This is a genomic window from Streptomyces sp. NPDC029164 (assembly GCF_055563995.1).
The window spans coordinates 305123-319900 of sequence record NZ_JBVHWW010000001.1 but is presented as its reverse complement, the minus strand read 5'-3'; the positions used below and the strand labels follow the sequence as shown (position 1 = coordinate 319900).

Sequence of the window (14778 nt, the reverse complement as noted above, 5' to 3'; positions counted from 1 at the left end):
GGTCGGACGCGCATCTAGCGGACGGCCGGGAGGCGTTCCGCCTCGGGCGCGGAAGGCTGCGCGGGCAGCCCTCGGAGCGGGGGCGTGGCCGGGGTGCCCGAGCGGATGTCCTGGATGCCGCGCCGCAGCCGGTCGCGCAGGAACCGGCCCAGCGGGCGCTCGACGAACCGGTGGATGAGCCAGGCGAGCAGCGCCATGAGGACGGTGACGCCGATGGCCAGGGGTACGGGAGCCACCTCGTGGCGGAAGTGGTGGATGAGCGTCAGCCCGGCCAGCATGTGGATCAGGTAGAGCGGGTACGTGATCGCTCCGGCGTGCGCGAGCCAGCGCCACCGGATGCCGTCGAGGGCGCCCAGGGCTATCGCCGCCATGAGGAGGAAGCCGAGCAGGATGATCAGGTGGGCGGGCCAGACGGGCGTCTGCTGGGTGACGCCCGGGCCCAGGCTGGCGGTCATGCGGTCGTGCACGTGGTGCTGCGCGAGGAGGAACTGGAGGCCGACGACGGCCCACAGGACGGCGTTCGGGCCGAAGCGCCGCATCAGGTGGAAGGCGATGCCGGCGATGAAGTACGGGGAGGCGGACGACGCCGCGAAGAAGGACAGCACGCCGCTGTCGACGGCGGGGGCCACCACGCCCGCGAGGGTCCAGGCCCCGCAGAAGAGGACGCAGTTGCGGTAGGTCACGCCGCGCATGACGACGACGGCGAACAGGACGTAGAACTTGAGCTCGACGAAGAGGGTCCAGTACACGTCGTCGATGTGGGGGACCCCGATGCCGCCCTGCATCATCGACAGGTTCACCACCACGTCAGCGGCCCTGATCCGCCTCACCTCGGGCCAGTTGAACAGCACGAGGGAGGTGAAGGCCACGGCCGCCCAGTAGGCGGGGAACAGCCTGGATATCCGGGACACCGCGAAGTCGCCCACGGTCCGGCCCCAGGCGCTCATGCAGATGACGAACCCGCTGACCAGGAAGAAGATCTCGACGCCGAGCCAGCCGTACACGGCGAACCCGTGGGCGGCCGGGAAGACCCCCTCGGTCGGTTCGCCCCAGGCGCTGTCGAGGACCACGTAGTGGTAGAAGAGCACGGAGAGAGCGGCGAGGACCCGGACGCCGTCGAGGACCGCCAGGCGTCCGCCCGCGGCTCCCGTGCGCGTACCGCCGTCACGTGCGGCACCGGCCCGCGTGACGCCGCTCGTTCGCGGCCCTCCGGCTGAACTGCCCGCGCCCATCCCTCGGCCACCCCTTGTAAAACGTACGACTGTCCGATGACCGCCGTTGGATCTGCGGAACCTTACAGCGCACTACCGGCGATCCCCAGGTGAGCCGGGCCACACCCGACCGGTTTGCCGGACGCGTCCTATTCCGGGAGCTCCGCGGGCGCCGCGAACCAGGTGGGCTCGTCGCGCAGGGCCCGGTGGATCCGGTCCAGGGCGAAGGGCTCCAGCGGCGGCAGCGCGTCCACCTCGAACCAGGCCACTTCGAGGGACTCGTGGTCATTGGCCCGCGCCTCGCCGCCGGTCGCACGGCAGCGGAAGGTGATGTCCTGGAACTGGCAGACGTCGCCGTTGGGGTAGGTGATCGGCTCCAGCATCTGGACGAGCACGACCCGCTCCGGGACGCAGCGCACCGCCGTCTCCTCGTACACCTCGCGCACGGCGGTCTCGGCGGGCTGCTCCCCCGGTTCGGCGATCCCGCCGACCACGGACCAGCGCCCGGTGTCGGTGCGCCGGCCGAGCAGCACCCGGCCCAGGTCGTCGAGGACGATGGCCGTGACCCCGGGGAGCAGGAGCAGCTGGTGCCCGGCGGTGGCTCGGATGGCGCGGATGAAATCGGGTGTGGTCATCCCCCGACCCTACGAGGCCGGGGCGCCGGCTCCGGTCTCAGGCCGCCTGGCGTGCGCGGATCCTTCGGGTCAGGAGCAGGCCGAAGCCGCCGGCGGCGAGGAGGAGGAGCGCGTACTCGGGCAGCGGTCCGAGGACGGTGGCCGGGGTACGGGTGGAGCGCAGCGGGATCTCGGCGACCAGGGCGTCCGCGGTGAACATCTTGGTCTCCGCGGTGATCCTGCCGTCGGGGCGGATGACCGCGCTGACTCCGCTGGTGACGGGGACGAGGACGGTCCGGCTGTGTTCGACGGCGCGGATCCGGTCCATGGCCAGCTGCTGGTAGGTCATCTGGGTCCGGCCGAAGGTGGCGTTGTTGCTCGGCACGGCGATCACCTGGGCACCGTCCTGGACGGTGGAGCGGACGGCGTCGTCGAAGGCGGCCTCGAAGCAGGTGACCATGCCCACGCCGCTGCCGGCCATGTCGAAGACGCCGGGGTCCTTGCCGGGGCCGAAGTCGCGGCGCACCCGGTCCACGTCGGAGCTGAAGAGCCGGACGAAGGAGCGCATCGGGATGCGCTCGCCGAAGGGCTGGATCTTGCGCTTGTCGTAGGTCGCGGTGGGGCCGGCGACCGGGTCCCAGAGGATCATCGTGTTGCGCAGCGGGCCCGTTTCCGGAGACACGACGGCGCCGATCGCCACGGGCACGCCGATGGCCTTGACCGCCTGGTCGATGACGGCGCGGGCGTCGGGTTCGGCGTACGGGTCGAGGTCGGAGGAGTTCTCCGGCCAGACGACGAAGTCGGGCTTCGGGACGCGGCCGACCTTGACGTCCTCGGCGAGCTGGAGGGTGCGCTTGGCGTGGTTGTCGAGGACGGCGCGGCGCTGGGAGTTGAAGTCGAGGCCGAGGCGCGGCACGTTGCCCTGGATGACGGCGGCCACGACGGTGCCGTCCTCGGCCGCGTCGGAGACCAGCGGGCGCGCGGCGAGTCCGGCGCCGATCGGCGCGGCGATGGTGAGCGCGGCCAGCGCGGCGGTGGCGCGGGTGGGGTGGCGGCGGGCGATGCGCACGGCTTCGTAGAGGCCGAATCCGCAGAGGGCGACGCCGAAGGAGAGCAGGGGGGTGCCGCCGAGGGCGGCGAGCGGGGTGAGGACGCTGTCGGCCTGCCCGAAGGCGAGCTTGCCCCAGGGGAACCCGCCGAAGGGCGCCCGGGCGCGCAGGGCCTCGCCCGCGACCCAGACGACGGCGGCGAACAGCGGCCAGGCCGGGAGGCGGCTGACGAGGGCGATGCCGAGCCCGGTGAGGCCGATCAGGAGGGCTTCGAGACTGACCAGCGCCAGCCAGGGTACCGGGCCGACCTCCTCCCCGGTCCATACGAGGAGCGGCAGCAGGAAGCCGAGGCCGGCGAGGAAGCCGAGGCCGAAGCCGGCCCGGGCGCGGCGGCCGTGGAGGCAGCCGGCGAGCAGGGCGATGCCGAAGGGGGCCAGCCACCACAGGGGGCGGGGCGGGAAGCTGAGGTAGAGCAGCACGCCGGAGACGACGGCGAGCAGGGAGCGCACCAGCCAGGCTCCCTTGCGCGGCGCGGGGGCGGGGGCCGCGGCGGCGTTGCCGCGGGCCGTGGCGTGGGGCGGCGCGGCCTCGGCCGGGGCTCCGCCGGCGGGCTGCGGGGGCTCGTTCCCGGCCGCGCGGGTGACACTGCTGCTCATCTGGCGGAGTGTACGTCCCCCCGCCTCGGACACAGGTAAGCGCCCGGGCTGATCCCGGCCCGTCACGACCGCCACCCAAGTAATGACAAATGGGATATGCGGCACATACGCCGCATTCAACTCTACTTATTCCATATGCCGTTTGAGGGTGTGTCAGTCGCAAACGCGCGGGGCATAATCGGGGCCGGTCGTCTCCGGAAGCGGTGGAGCCATCGGGACACCGACTCACCCCCTCGGCGGAATTCCGCACCGGACCGATCCTCAAGGCGTCGTACATGTCCCTGGCCAGCCGCACCCGCCTCGCGGCCCTGCTCACCGCGCTCACCATCGGCGCCGCCGGCGTGACCACCTGGGCCTACGGATACGGGAACGCACCGGAGCCGGCGGCTCCCGGGGCGGTCGTCCGCCCGAGTGTGACGGAAGGCACGGTCCTCCACGTCGTCGCGCACCCCGACGACGACCTCTTCTTCATGAACCCCGACCTGAGCCGCTCCATATCCACGGGCGTGAAGGTCGCCACGGTGTACCTGACCTCGGGCGAGTCCGACGGCAGGAACGAGGCCCACAGCCCGCACCTGGAGGACCCGGCGCGCCCCGCCGACCACGCCGCCTACGCGGAGGCCCGGCAGAACGGCATCCGGGCCGCCTACGCGCAGATGGCCACCGGCAACCGCACCAGTGCCTGGCAGCGCACGTCCATACCCACCGCCGGCGGCGGGAGCGCCGAAATCGACGTGCTCGTCGCCCGGCCCGAGGTCAGCCTCATATGGATGCAGCTCCGTGAGGCCCGCAGCATCTCCGGCGACAACCCGGACAGCCTGCGCGGCCTCTGGGACGGCAAGGTGCCCGCCCTGGGCTCCCAGCTGACCTCCGGGACACCGGTCAAGAGCGGGTTCTCGTACACGAAGGACCAGGCCGTCGAGGCCATCGCGGACGTCTTCGCGCGGTTCCGGCCGACCACGATACGGACGCAGGACCCCACACCCGGCCGGGCGCAGGGCGGCGGGGCCTTCCTCGACCACCAGGACCACATGTACGGGGCCCGCTTCGTACAGGCCGCGGCCGAACGCTACGCGCGGTCCGCGGACCGGCCGCACTTCTCGGTGCAGAACTACGTGAGCTACCCCAACAGCTCCCTGCCCCCGACGCTCGACCCGCAGGCCGCCGAGGAGAAGCTCGGCTACCTCAAGACCTACGCCTGGACGGACCACCAGGACTGGTGCGGCAGCGCCGCCGGCTGCGGCGACCGCAAGACCGCGACCCGGCCCACCGGCGCCGGCTGGAACCAGACCATCCGCTACAGCCGGGGCGACGGCACCTCCTGGATGACCGAGGGCGCCTCGGGCCGGCTGTGGGCCTTCGCCGTCCTGGACGGCCGGATGGCGTACTGGTCGCGCAGCGGCCCCAAGGCCCCCTGGCAGGGCCCCGAGTTCCTCCCCGGCACCGGGATCGACGCGGGCGCGACCTCCGTCCGGCTCCCCGACGGCAGGATCGCGGTCTTCGGCACCCGCACCACCCTGGGCACCGCACCCCAGGAGTACGGACGCGACCTCGTGTACGCCGTCCAGAGCGCGCCCGGCGGCGCGTTCGGCCCGTGGCAGTCGCTGGGCACCCCGGACACGGATGACATATCCGGCACCTCGGCGATCAGCGCACCGGCCGTGGCCGTGGACCGCACGGGCCGGATGACCGTGTACGTACGCGACTCCCGGCGCACGCTGCGTGCCCGTGCGCAGGACACCCCCGGCGGCGCCTTCGGCGCGTGGCGGTCCATGGGGGGCGCCGCCCTGCAGGGCGACCCGGTCACCGCGACCGACGCGGCGGGACGGCGCCACGTGTACGCGGCCACCGCCCAGTCCGTACTGGCCTGGGTCCAGCCGGCGCCGGACGCCCCGTTCGGCGGCCCCCTCCCGACCGGCCTGCCGGCGACCACCGGTCCGCTCTCCGCGAGCCCGCAGGGCAACGGCGTCCGCCTGTGGTTCCGCCGCCCCGGCACGGGCACCGTCGGTACGAGCCTGGCCACCGCGGGCGGTCCCGCGCCGGTGTTCTCCCCGGTCACCGAGGCGGGCGGCGAGGGCGGCTACGGCGCCGTCGGTGTCACGGGCGGCCTGCTCGCCGGCCGGGCGGGCACGGGCACGATCGGCGTGTCGGGCCCGGGCGGCGCACCGTCCTGGTACGAGTCCCGGATGCTCTACACGGGCGCACCGGCGGCCGTGGCCGAGCCGGACGGCACGGCCCTCGCCGCGGCCCTCGGCCTGGACGCCGGTCTCCACGTGACGACGGCTCCCCCGGCCGGATCCGAAGCCGCCGGCAGCCGCCCGCCCTCCTCCCCGTGGCACCGCGCGGTCCAGCCCTCGACGGTGGTGCAGGCCGGGCGCTAGGCAGGCCGTCCCCTTCGAATCCCGCTCCCCCGGCTACCGCTGGGAGGTGCCCCCAGACCCGCGCCGCCTGGCACCGCACTTCGCCGCGTTGTCGGGGCACCCGAGTACCTCCGGTACTCGGCTCCGGGTGGCAGCGCCGACCGGTGCGGGCGACGATGGCGGGCACCACGTCGGGAGGCGGCCGGGCCGGATCCCGACGGGCTGACCGGCCGACCGGCCCAGGGCCGGTGATCGGAGCTCCCATGACCGCTTGCTCCACCGCGCGCGGGAGCGCGGGACCGGGAAGGGTCCGCGCCGTGGCCTGCGCCGCCGTACTGGTGGCCCTCGCCACCGGGTGTCGGGCCGACACAGCACCGGCCTGGGGGTACCCGGAGCTCGGCGCGACCCTCGGATCGCTGTCCCGGGCCCTCGACGAAGGCTGCGTCGGGCAGGCCCCCGCGAGCTGCGGTGACGACCTCGACCGGCTCGACGCCCTGGCGGAGCGCGCCTTCGCCGAGGTCCTCGACCACCGGCTCCTCGACGACGCGTACCTCGCGGCCAGGAACGAGGTGGACCGGGCGAGGGCGCTCCGGCTCGCGGCCGCGGCGCGGGCCCGGTCGCTGCGCGATCCGCACCACCCGCCGCTCGGCCGGGCGGTGGCGGCCGAACGGCTCGCCTACCGGCACCTGCTGGCCGCGCTGGAGCGGCTCCGCACCGCACCGCCGCCGGGTGACGGGACGGACCCGGTCTGATCCGGCCTCAGGACCTCAGCGGCGGGGTGGGGAGCACCGTGCCGTCGAGCGCCAGGAGGGCAAGGAGCGCGATCGATCCCGTCCACGCGAGCGGCGCGACCGAGGCGGGCCTGCCCTCCTTGTCCACCTTCTCCGGCAGTTCACCGAGCGCGTTCCGCTTGGCCAGCACCCAGTCGAGCACCGGTCCGGCCTTCGCCGGGCTCCCGGTGGCGGCCCAGGCGAGCGCGAAGAGCGCCGTACTGGGCGTCCAGGCGTTCCCGCCCCAGGGCGCCGTGGCGTCGTTTCCGGGGGTCAGGCCCCCGTTGGGCAGGAGCAGTGCCCGGTACGTGGTGTCCAGCGCCCCGGGCAGGCCGGCGGGGGCAGCGTTGAAGGGCGGCGCCATGAACGTCACCGCGCTGTCGCGTCCGTGCCGTCCGTCGACGGTGCGCTGGTACCCCAGGGGAGCGAACCGCGCCGAGATCCCGGCCGAGAGCCGCCGCGCCGCCCGGGCCCAGCGCGCCGCGTCGTCCGGCCGGCCCGCCTCCCGGGCGAGGTCGGCGGAGGCGTTGAGCCCGGCGAGCAGCGGCGCGGCCGTACCGATGTTCGTGGTGGCCGTCATCAGCTCCCAGTAGTCGGGGGAGGCCGGCGGCAGCCCGTCCGCCCGCAGGGAGGCCGCCGCGCGGTCGGCCGCCTTGCGGATCATCGGATAGAGGGGGGCCAGCCGGAGGTGGCGGGTGTCCGAGGGCGCCGTCCGGTACCACTGCCAGGTGGCCCACGGAACCCAGCCGTTGGCGTCGAGCTGCCACCACCTGCCGTCGGGCGGGCCGGAGGCGTCGAGCTTCGTCCGCGCCTCCCACGTGCCGTCCGTGCGCTGGGTCGCGGCGCTGTAGCGCAGGATCCGGTAGGCCTCCGCGTCGTGGCCGGTGTGCGCGAACGCGGCGGAGGCGAAGCTGGAGTCGCGCGGCCAGGAGTACTGCCAGCCGGGGCTCCAGCCCGCAGCCACGGCGCCGTTGGGCCGCAGCAGGGCGCGCAGGGCGAGGAGGGCCCGCTCGGCCGCCGCGCGCTGGGCCGGCGACCTGCCCGGGACCCGGCCGGAGGCCAGCCAGGCGCGGCTCTGCGCGATCTGCCGCACGGCCGGCGGATGGCCGTCGGCGACCACGAGCGACGCCTTCCGGCCTGCGGGCAGGTACTTCCACCGGCCTGACGCCAGCCGCAGGACGTTGCTCCCCTCGACGTACCGCGCGCCCTCGGCGACGGCCGGCGGAACCCCTTCGGCGGCGGTCGTGTTGGAGAGGAGGCCGACGGTGGGCGCGACGAGGGCCGACAGGGGCGCGTGACTGCCCGCGGGACACAGGGGGACGCCGAAGCTCGCGAAGGCAGCCGTGGCGACCGCCCAGCAGCCGAGGACACCGGGCATGGCCACTCCCTCCGCCCCAGGCCCGTGCGGACCCGGCTTCCCCATCCTGGGAGAACCGGGCGGAGGCTGCCACGGAACGCCCGCCGCCCGGGTGAGCGCGGGACGCGAGGAGCCTCGTGGGTCCCCACCCGTCCTGGCGCACCCGGGATGCAGGGGGCGGCGGGCCGTGCACACGATGGGTGCTCGCGGGCCCGCTGCGAAGAGGTGGTCGATGAGCACTGCTGCGATGGAGGACGAGGACGTCCGCGCCCCCGGTCACGCGGCTGGCGGGCGAAGGGGCGGCCGCCCCCTCCTGCGCGGGCTCCTCCCCGCGGCCGGGGCCACGCTCGTCGCGGCGGCCGGAGGCCTGATCGCCGTCGGATGCTTCCTCGGTCTCTACGTGCGGCCCGCGTCCGACGACTGGTGCGCCGCGTGGAAGGCCCGTGACCTGGGAGTCCTCGGCATCACATCCGATTTCTACCTGACCCAGAACGGCCGGGTCACCAACGCCTTCCTCAGCGGTGTCGTCTACGGCGACGGCCTCGCCGGGATCAAGATCCTGCCGACGGTGATCGTCGTCTGCTTCACCGCCGGGCTGGTCCTGCTGGGGCGTGAACGCGTCCGCCTCCTCGGCGGCCGGCCCAGGCCGCTGGTCCTGACCGCCTGCGCCCTGGTCGTCCAGGCGCTGGTCTACTTCGCGGGCACGCGCAGCTACCAGGTGCTGTTGTGGGCGCCTGCCACGATCTCGCACACCGTGCCGAGCGTCATCGGCGTGTGGGCGCTCCTGTTGGCCCTGTGGACGGTCCGAGGGCCGCGGTCCCCCGTCCGCGCGGCCGGTTTCGTCTCGGCGTTCCTCATCGGCTTCGCGCTCGGCACCCTGAGCGAACCGTTCGCGCTCGTCAGCGGGCTGCTGGCCGGCCTGGTCGGGCTGCTCTGCGTCCCCCGGTTCGGCCTGGCGCGGAACTGGCGTCCGTTCACCTGGTGCCTGCTCTGGTGCTCCGGCCTCGTCTGCGGTCTGGTCGTGCTCTACACCTCGCCCGGCGCCCGGTGGCGGCGGGCCCAGCAGCCGGACAAGGAGTCCCTGCTGTCCCCGGGTGAACTCCGGGGCACCGTCGCGGACTGGCTGCGCGTGTGGGACTCCGTCACCGGCCAGTGGGCCTACCTCGGAGCCGCCGCCGTCGGGGTCCTCCTGGGGCTGGCGTGCGGGCTGCGCGGACGGGCGTCCGGGAAGCGGGAGCCCCGGCGGGCGATCCCGCGCCCGACACTGATCGCCGCGCTGCTGCTGCCGGTGCCCGTGGTGCTGCTGGGGTCGTTCGCGGTGGTGGTGGGCCTGCGCAGCGGCTACGGCCCGAGCGGGTGGACGTACGCCCGTACGTGGACGAACTTCCTCGTACCGATGGAACTCGCGCTCTGCGGCTACGGCGCCCTGCTGGGAGCCCGGGGCGGCCGGCGGCTCGCGGGCCGCCGCTCCGCCGACGCGTCCCTCGCGACCGCCGCCGTCGCGGCGGGCTGCCTGGCCCTGGCCTCGGTGGCCGCGCTCGTCCCGGGCGTCCGCCAGCTCACCACCACCACGGTCGCCCGCTCCGTCGCCTGGGACGCCCAGAACGCCCGCATCCGCGCCGAGGCCGCCCGGGGCGCCGCGGACGTCGGCTACCGGCCCCTCTACATCGGCGCCCTCGCCGAGCCCTTCTTCACGGCGGACTACGACCGGGACTGGGTCGCCACCTGCGTCTCGAACTGGTACGGCGTCCCCCGCATCCACCCCCGCTGACGCCCGGGCAACCGGACAGGGGCTAGCGGGCGAGGGCGCGCAGGTGGGTGCGGATGACGCGGACGGCGTCTTCCGCGTCGTCGACGGTGACCGTGAAGAGCTTGCCGTCGCCGAGGCGCAGTTCGACGCCCTCGCCTCGGCGGACGATCACCGCGGTGCCCTTCTCGGGGCGCCAGCGGTAGCCCCAGCCGCCCCACTGCTGCGGGGTGATCCACGGGAGGAACTCGGCGGAGGTCACCTCGGTGAGCCGGATGGTGCGGCGCGGCAGCCCTATGTGGCCGCAGCGCACGATGAGGGCCTCGGAGTCGATGGTGACGGCGACGTGCACGAAGGCGAGCGTGCCGTAGAGGATGAGCAGCCCGGCGGCGAGGCAGCCGGCCACGGCCATGAGGAGCGGGACGAAGCCGGAGGTCCAGGCGTTGTCCACGGCGAGCTCGATGCCGAGCGCCAGACAGGCCGCGCCGGCCGCTGCGAGCAGCCACTGCGCGCGGTTGGAGGCCCGGCCCGTCCAGAACGGACCCGGGGGGTGAGCCGTCATGTGTAGCAGCGTACTCACGTTGCGCTGGTGCGCCACTGCCCCCGCCCGGTCGGATCAGCGCGCCCGCGGTGGTTCCTCAGCCGGGGAGCAGGCCGACGAGCGCGTCGCGCAGAGCGGGCCGGCGGGCGGTCATGAAACGGTGCAGGTTCCGGGAGCCGAAGGCCACGCGCTGGGCGCTGCGGCGGCGCTCGGTGTCGTACGCGCGCAGGGCGCCGGGCAGCCCGGCCGGTCCGCCGGCCGCGCCTGTGGCGCCGATGGCGGCGACGGCGCGGGTCAGCGCCTCGGCGTCGAGGAGGGCGGTGCAGGCGCCCTGTCCGAGGTTGGGTGTCATGGCGTGGGCGGCGTCGCCGACGAGGGCGATCCGGCCGTCGGCGACGAAGGTCGGGAGCGCCGGGTGGAGGTGGCGCATCTCGTACCGGATCCAGGTCGCCGGGTCGGTCTCGGCCAGGACGCGCGGGACGGGGTCGTGCCAGTCGGCGAAGGCGTCCCGTAGCTCGCGGGCGGTGGTGGCCTCGGGGACGGTGGCGTACCAGTTGGTGCGGCCGGGCTCGACGGGGGTCATGCCGAAGAAGCGGCCGGTGCCCCAGGTCTCGCCGTACACGCCGGTCTCGAAGCCGGCGATGCCGATCCAGGCGACCGTGCCGATCGGGCGCGGCCCGCTGCGGTGCCCGAAGTACGCCGTACGGACCACGCTGTTGATGCCGTCGGCGCCGACGACCAGGTGGTCCGGGTCGGCGGCGAGTGCCGCCGCGTCGGTGAGGCGGTGCCCGTACTCGATCCGTACGCCGCCGAGCCGGTCGAGCTCGGCGAGCAGCGCGTCGATCAGGTAGGGGCGGGAAATGAGCAGCTCGGGCCTGCCCGCCTTGCGTTCGATCCGTTCGAGCGGGAGGGCGGCCAGCACCGTGCCGTCGGGGCGCCGGACATGGGCGTCGCGGTACGGGACCGCCCGCGCCCGCAGCGCGTCGCCGAGGCCGAGGCGGTCGAGGGCGGCCTGGGCGGTGGGGTGGATGCCGAAGGCGGTGCCGTAGCGGTCGGGCGCGGTCCGGCGCTCCAGGACGGTCACCGTCCAGCCCGCGCGGCGCAGGCCGATGGCGGTGGCGAGCCCGCCGACCCCCGCCCCGACCACGACGGCCGTGCCCCCGCCGGGCCCCCGGCCGCCCCCGGCTCCCGCCTCGGTCCCGGGGTCAGCCCCGATGCCGGCCCCGGTCTTGGCCCCGGCGTCGGCCCCGGTCTTGGTCTCGCTGCCCATGGCGCGTCCCCTCACCTCTGCCCCAGCCCTCTGCTACCACATCCGTGGTACTACATCTGTGGTACCACGGATGTAGTTAGGGTGGCAAGGTGAATCAGGACCGGAGGGACCGGCTGCGGGACGCGGCCATCGCCGTACTGGCGGAAGCGGGCGGGCGCGGGCTCACGCACCGGGCCGTCGACGCGGCCGCCGCCGTGCCCACGGGCACGGCCAAGAACTACTTCCCGACCCGGGACGCCCTGCTGCGGGCCGTGGCCGAACGCTGCGTGGAGCAGTACCGGGCCCTGGCCGCCTCCCTCGCCGGGGCCGGGCCGGGGCCCGCCGACGCGCAGCAGCTCGCGGCCCTGCTCGCCGGGCTGCTGCGGAACGTCGCCGGGCCCGGCCGGCCGCGCGTCCTCGCGTACCTGGAGCTCCAGACCGAGGGGACGCGACGGCCGTGGCTGGCCGCGCTGCTGGACCCGATCGCCGCGGCGGACTTCGCCGCGCACGCGCACCTGCTGCGCGCGGCCGGGCTGCCGGCCGGACCGGAGCGGGCCCGCGCCCTCACCCTGGCCCTGCACGGCGCCATCCCCCACCTGCTGTCGGGCGCTCCGGCCACCCTGGCGGCGGCCGGCCTGGACGACCTCGACCGCTTCGCCGGCACCCTGCTGGCCGCCGTCTGCCCCGAGGAGACTCCGTGACCACCCGTCTCGACCGCGCCGTGGGCGCCGTCCTCGGCTCGGCGGCGGGCGACGCGCTCGGCGCGCCGTACGAGTTCGGCCCGGCCGGACAACTGACCGCCCGCGGGGAGGAGATGCGCGGGGGCGGCGGCTGGGATCCGGGCGAGGCGACCGACGACACGCAGATGGCCGTGCTGGTCGGCGAGTCCCTGCTGGAGCGGGGCGGTCTCGAACTCCCGGACGTCTTCGGCCGGTTCCAGCGGTGGGCGGCCGGGCACCCCAAGGACATCGGCCTCCAGACCGAGGACGTACTGACGAACGGCGAGCCGTGGGACCTCGCGGCCGCCCTGCACTTCCAGGTCAACACCCGGGCGGCGGGCAACGGTTCCCTGATGCGGGCCGCCACCTCGGCGGTGTATTTCGCCGCCGCCGGGCGGGAAGGGACCATGGACGCCGCGCGGCGGATCGCGGCGCTGACGCACGGCGACCGGGCCGCCTGGGAGGGGACGGCGGTCCTCCACGAGCTGGTGCGCGTCGCTCTGGACGGAGCCGATCCGCTCGCCGCCCTCCCGGCGACGCTCGCCGCGGTGCACCCGGCCCACCGCGAGCGCTACGGCCGCGTACTCGCCCCCGACTGGCACCCCGGCCTGGCCACCGAGTTCAACGGGGCGGTGTGGCCCTGCCTGGGCTCCGCGGTGTGGGCCCTGCGGACCACCACGGGGTTCGCTGAGGCCGTACGGGCCGCGGTGGACCTGGGCGGGGACACCGACACGGTGGCCGCGGTGACGGGGACCCTGGCCGGGGCCCGGTACGGCCAGGAAGCGGTCCCGGAGTCCTGGACGGCCGCGCTCCACGTGCCGCTGCCCGGGTTCGGGGAGCGGATCCTGGACGCGGACGACCTGCGGGCGCTGGCTCAGCGGCTGGCGGCGGCCGGCCGGATCACGGCCGCCGGCTCCCGCTGAAGCTCCAGGCGGCGGCCCCGGAAGGCCGCGCGCAGCCGCCGGTCGTGCGTGACCAGAACCAGGGTCCCGCCGAAGTGGGCCAGGGCCGCCTCCAGTTCCTCCACCACGGCCGGGGCCAGGTGGTTCGTCGGCTCGTCCAGGAGCAGCAGGTCGAGCGGGCGGGCCACCAGCCGGGCCAGGTCCAGCTTGCGCCGCTGACCGGCCGAGAGGGCGCGTACCGGCCGGTTGAGGTCGTCCGGGGCGAGCAGGCCGTGCCGGGCCGCCTGCTCGGCGCACTCCTCGCCGAACGTCTCCACCGCTGACCGGGGTTCGCGGCCCCACCGGTCGTCCTGCCGCAGCAGTCCCACGCGCGGAGGTGTCCGTACGAGGCCTTGGGCGGGCTCCAGTTCACCGGCCAGCAGGTGCAACAGGGTGGACTTCCCGGTGCCGTTGGGCCCGGTCACCAGGAGCCGCTCCCCGGGCGCGAGCGTGAGCGAGAGGGGGTCGAGCCGTCCCGGCACGGCCGCACCGGCCAACTCCACCACCCCGGCGGCGCCTTCGGTGAACCGGCCGGTGAAGACGAGGGGCCGCGGGGGCGGCGGTACGGGGTTTCCGGTCAGCCGGTGCAGCCGTTCGCGGGCCGTACGGATGCGGCCGGCGGCGCCATGGGTCCGGGAGCGGGCACGGAAGGCGCCGGCTCCGCTGAAGCCGCGGGGCAGCTTGCGCGGGATGGCGGCGAACCGCCCGATGTTGGTGTCGGCCAGCCGCTCGGCGCTGCGCACCTCCTCGCGCCAGTCCTCGTACTCCCGTTCCCAGCGGGCCCGTTCGGCGGCGCGGGCGGTCAGGAACCCGGCGTAGCCGTTGCCGTAGCGGCGGACCGTCCGGCGACCCTGGTCCACCTCCAGGACCGCGGTCGTGACGCGGTCGAGGAACACCCGGTCGTGGGTGACGGCGACGACGGTTCCGCGGTGGGTGCGCAGGCGGTCCTCCAGCCAGCCGACCGCTTCGTCGTCGAGGTCGTTGGTCGGCTCGTCGAGCAGGAGCAGCTCCGGCTCGGCGGCGAGGGCCGCCGCGAGGGCGAGGCGGGAGCGCTGGCCGCCGGACAGGCTGCCGAGCCGGCGGGCCGGGTCGAGCGCGTGGCGTTCGCCGAGGTGGCGCAGGGTGGTCGCGACACGGCGTTCGGCATCGCGGCCGCCGCGCGCCTCGTAGGCGGTGAGGAGGTCCCCGTACGCGATCAGTTCCTCGGGACCGGCCCGGTGCAGGCGGGACTCGGCGGCGCGGATCCGGCGTTCGAGGGCGCGCAGGTCGGCGAGGGCGAGGTCGACCGCGTCGCCGACGCGCGCGGAGGGCGGGAGGTCGAGGGTCTGGGCGAGGTGCCCGAGGCCGCCGGGGGCGGTGACGGTGACCTCGCCGTGGTCGGGGCGCTCCCGTCCCGCGAGGAGCCGGAGCAGGGTGGACTTGCCGGAGCCGTTGTCGCCGACGACGCCCACCCGCTCGCCGGGCCGGACCGTACAGCTCACGCGGTCCAGGACGACGCGGGTGTCGTAGCTCTTGGTGACCTCGGACAGGACGATCTGGGTGGAGGCGAGTGGAGCACGCAAGG

At 75.2% G+C, this 14778-nt stretch carries 12 protein-coding genes; 5 read left to right on the top strand and 7 right to left on the bottom strand.

The genetic code is table 11. The features are described from left to right. Positions 1–14 precede the first annotated feature (14 nt). The 3 genes from ACZ4VT_RS01380 to lnt form a co-directional block, all read right to left on the bottom strand. Complete coding sequence (locus ACZ4VT_RS01380; protein WP_467945539.1) at positions 15–1232, bottom strand: acyltransferase family protein; 1218 nt, start codon at positions 1230–1232, stop codon at positions 15–17. A gap of 128 nt (positions 1233–1360) precedes the next feature. Next, positions 1361–1846: an NUDIX hydrolase gene (locus ACZ4VT_RS01375; protein WP_467945537.1), complete on the bottom strand. Its 486-nt coding sequence runs from the start codon at positions 1844–1846 to the stop codon at positions 1361–1363. A 37-nt stretch (positions 1847–1883) separates the two neighbouring features. After that, positions 1884–3530 (bottom strand): apolipoprotein N-acyltransferase, encoded by a 1647-nt coding sequence (gene lnt, locus ACZ4VT_RS01370; RefSeq protein ID WP_467945535.1) that lies wholly within the window; start codon positions 3528–3530, stop codon positions 1884–1886. A 275-nt stretch (positions 3531–3805) separates the two neighbouring features. On the opposite strand from lnt, the gene ACZ4VT_RS01365 reads away from it, so the two are divergent. Together ACZ4VT_RS01365 and ACZ4VT_RS01360 are read left to right on the top strand one after the other, a co-directional pair. Next, complete coding sequence (locus ACZ4VT_RS01365; RefSeq protein ID WP_467945534.1) at positions 3806–5911, top strand: PIG-L family deacetylase; 2106 nt, start codon at positions 3806–3808, stop codon at positions 5909–5911. 242 nt (positions 5912–6153) lie between these two features. Further along, the gene (locus tag ACZ4VT_RS01360) at positions 6154–6642 is read left to right on the top strand and encodes a hypothetical protein (RefSeq protein WP_467945532.1); all 489 of its coding nucleotides are present in this window, start codon (positions 6154–6156) and stop codon (positions 6640–6642) included. Positions 6643–6649: 7 nt separating this feature from the next. On the opposite strand, the gene ACZ4VT_RS01355 is transcribed toward ACZ4VT_RS01360, so the two are convergent. Further along, the gene (locus tag ACZ4VT_RS01355; RefSeq protein ID WP_467945530.1) at positions 6650–8038 is read right to left on the bottom strand and encodes a glycoside hydrolase family 15 protein; all 1389 of its coding nucleotides are present in this window, start codon (positions 8036–8038) and stop codon (positions 6650–6652) included. 211 nt (positions 8039–8249) lie between these two features. Here ACZ4VT_RS01355 and ACZ4VT_RS01350 point away from each other — a divergent pair, with 211 nt between their 5' ends. Beyond that, positions 8250–9788, top strand: coding sequence for a hypothetical protein (locus ACZ4VT_RS01350; protein WP_467945528.1), 1539 nt, complete (start codon positions 8250–8252; stop codon positions 9786–9788). Between the two features lie 22 nt (positions 9789–9810). Here ACZ4VT_RS01350 and ACZ4VT_RS01345 read toward each other — a convergent pair whose 3' ends face one another. Further along, complete coding sequence (locus ACZ4VT_RS01345; RefSeq protein WP_467945526.1) at positions 9811–10326, bottom strand: hypothetical protein; 516 nt, start codon at positions 10324–10326, stop codon at positions 9811–9813. 76 nt (positions 10327–10402) lie between these two features. Then, on the bottom strand, positions 10403–11452 hold the full coding sequence (locus ACZ4VT_RS01340) for an FAD-dependent oxidoreductase (RefSeq protein ID WP_467945911.1): 1050 nt from the start codon (positions 11450–11452) through the stop codon (positions 10403–10405). Positions 11453–11664: 212 nt separating this feature from the next. Between ACZ4VT_RS01340 and ACZ4VT_RS01335 the strand changes: the two genes are divergently transcribed. Next, positions 11665–12255, top strand: a complete 591-nt coding sequence (locus ACZ4VT_RS01335; RefSeq protein WP_467945524.1) for a TetR/AcrR family transcriptional regulator — start codon at positions 11665–11667, stop codon at positions 12253–12255. Next, on the top strand, positions 12252–13196 hold the full coding sequence (locus ACZ4VT_RS01330) for an ADP-ribosylglycohydrolase family protein (protein WP_467945523.1): 945 nt from the start codon (positions 12252–12254) through the stop codon (positions 13194–13196). The genes ACZ4VT_RS01335 and ACZ4VT_RS01330 overlap by 4 nt, the downstream gene beginning before the upstream one ends. On the opposite strand, the gene ACZ4VT_RS01325 is transcribed toward ACZ4VT_RS01330, so the two are convergent. Next, positions 13148–14776 (bottom strand): ABC-F family ATP-binding cassette domain-containing protein, encoded by a 1629-nt coding sequence (locus ACZ4VT_RS01325; RefSeq protein WP_467945521.1) that lies wholly within the window; start codon positions 14774–14776, stop codon positions 13148–13150. The two genes, ACZ4VT_RS01330 and ACZ4VT_RS01325, sit on opposite strands and share 49 nt — an antisense overlap. Between the last annotated feature and the right edge of the window lie 2 nt (positions 14777–14778).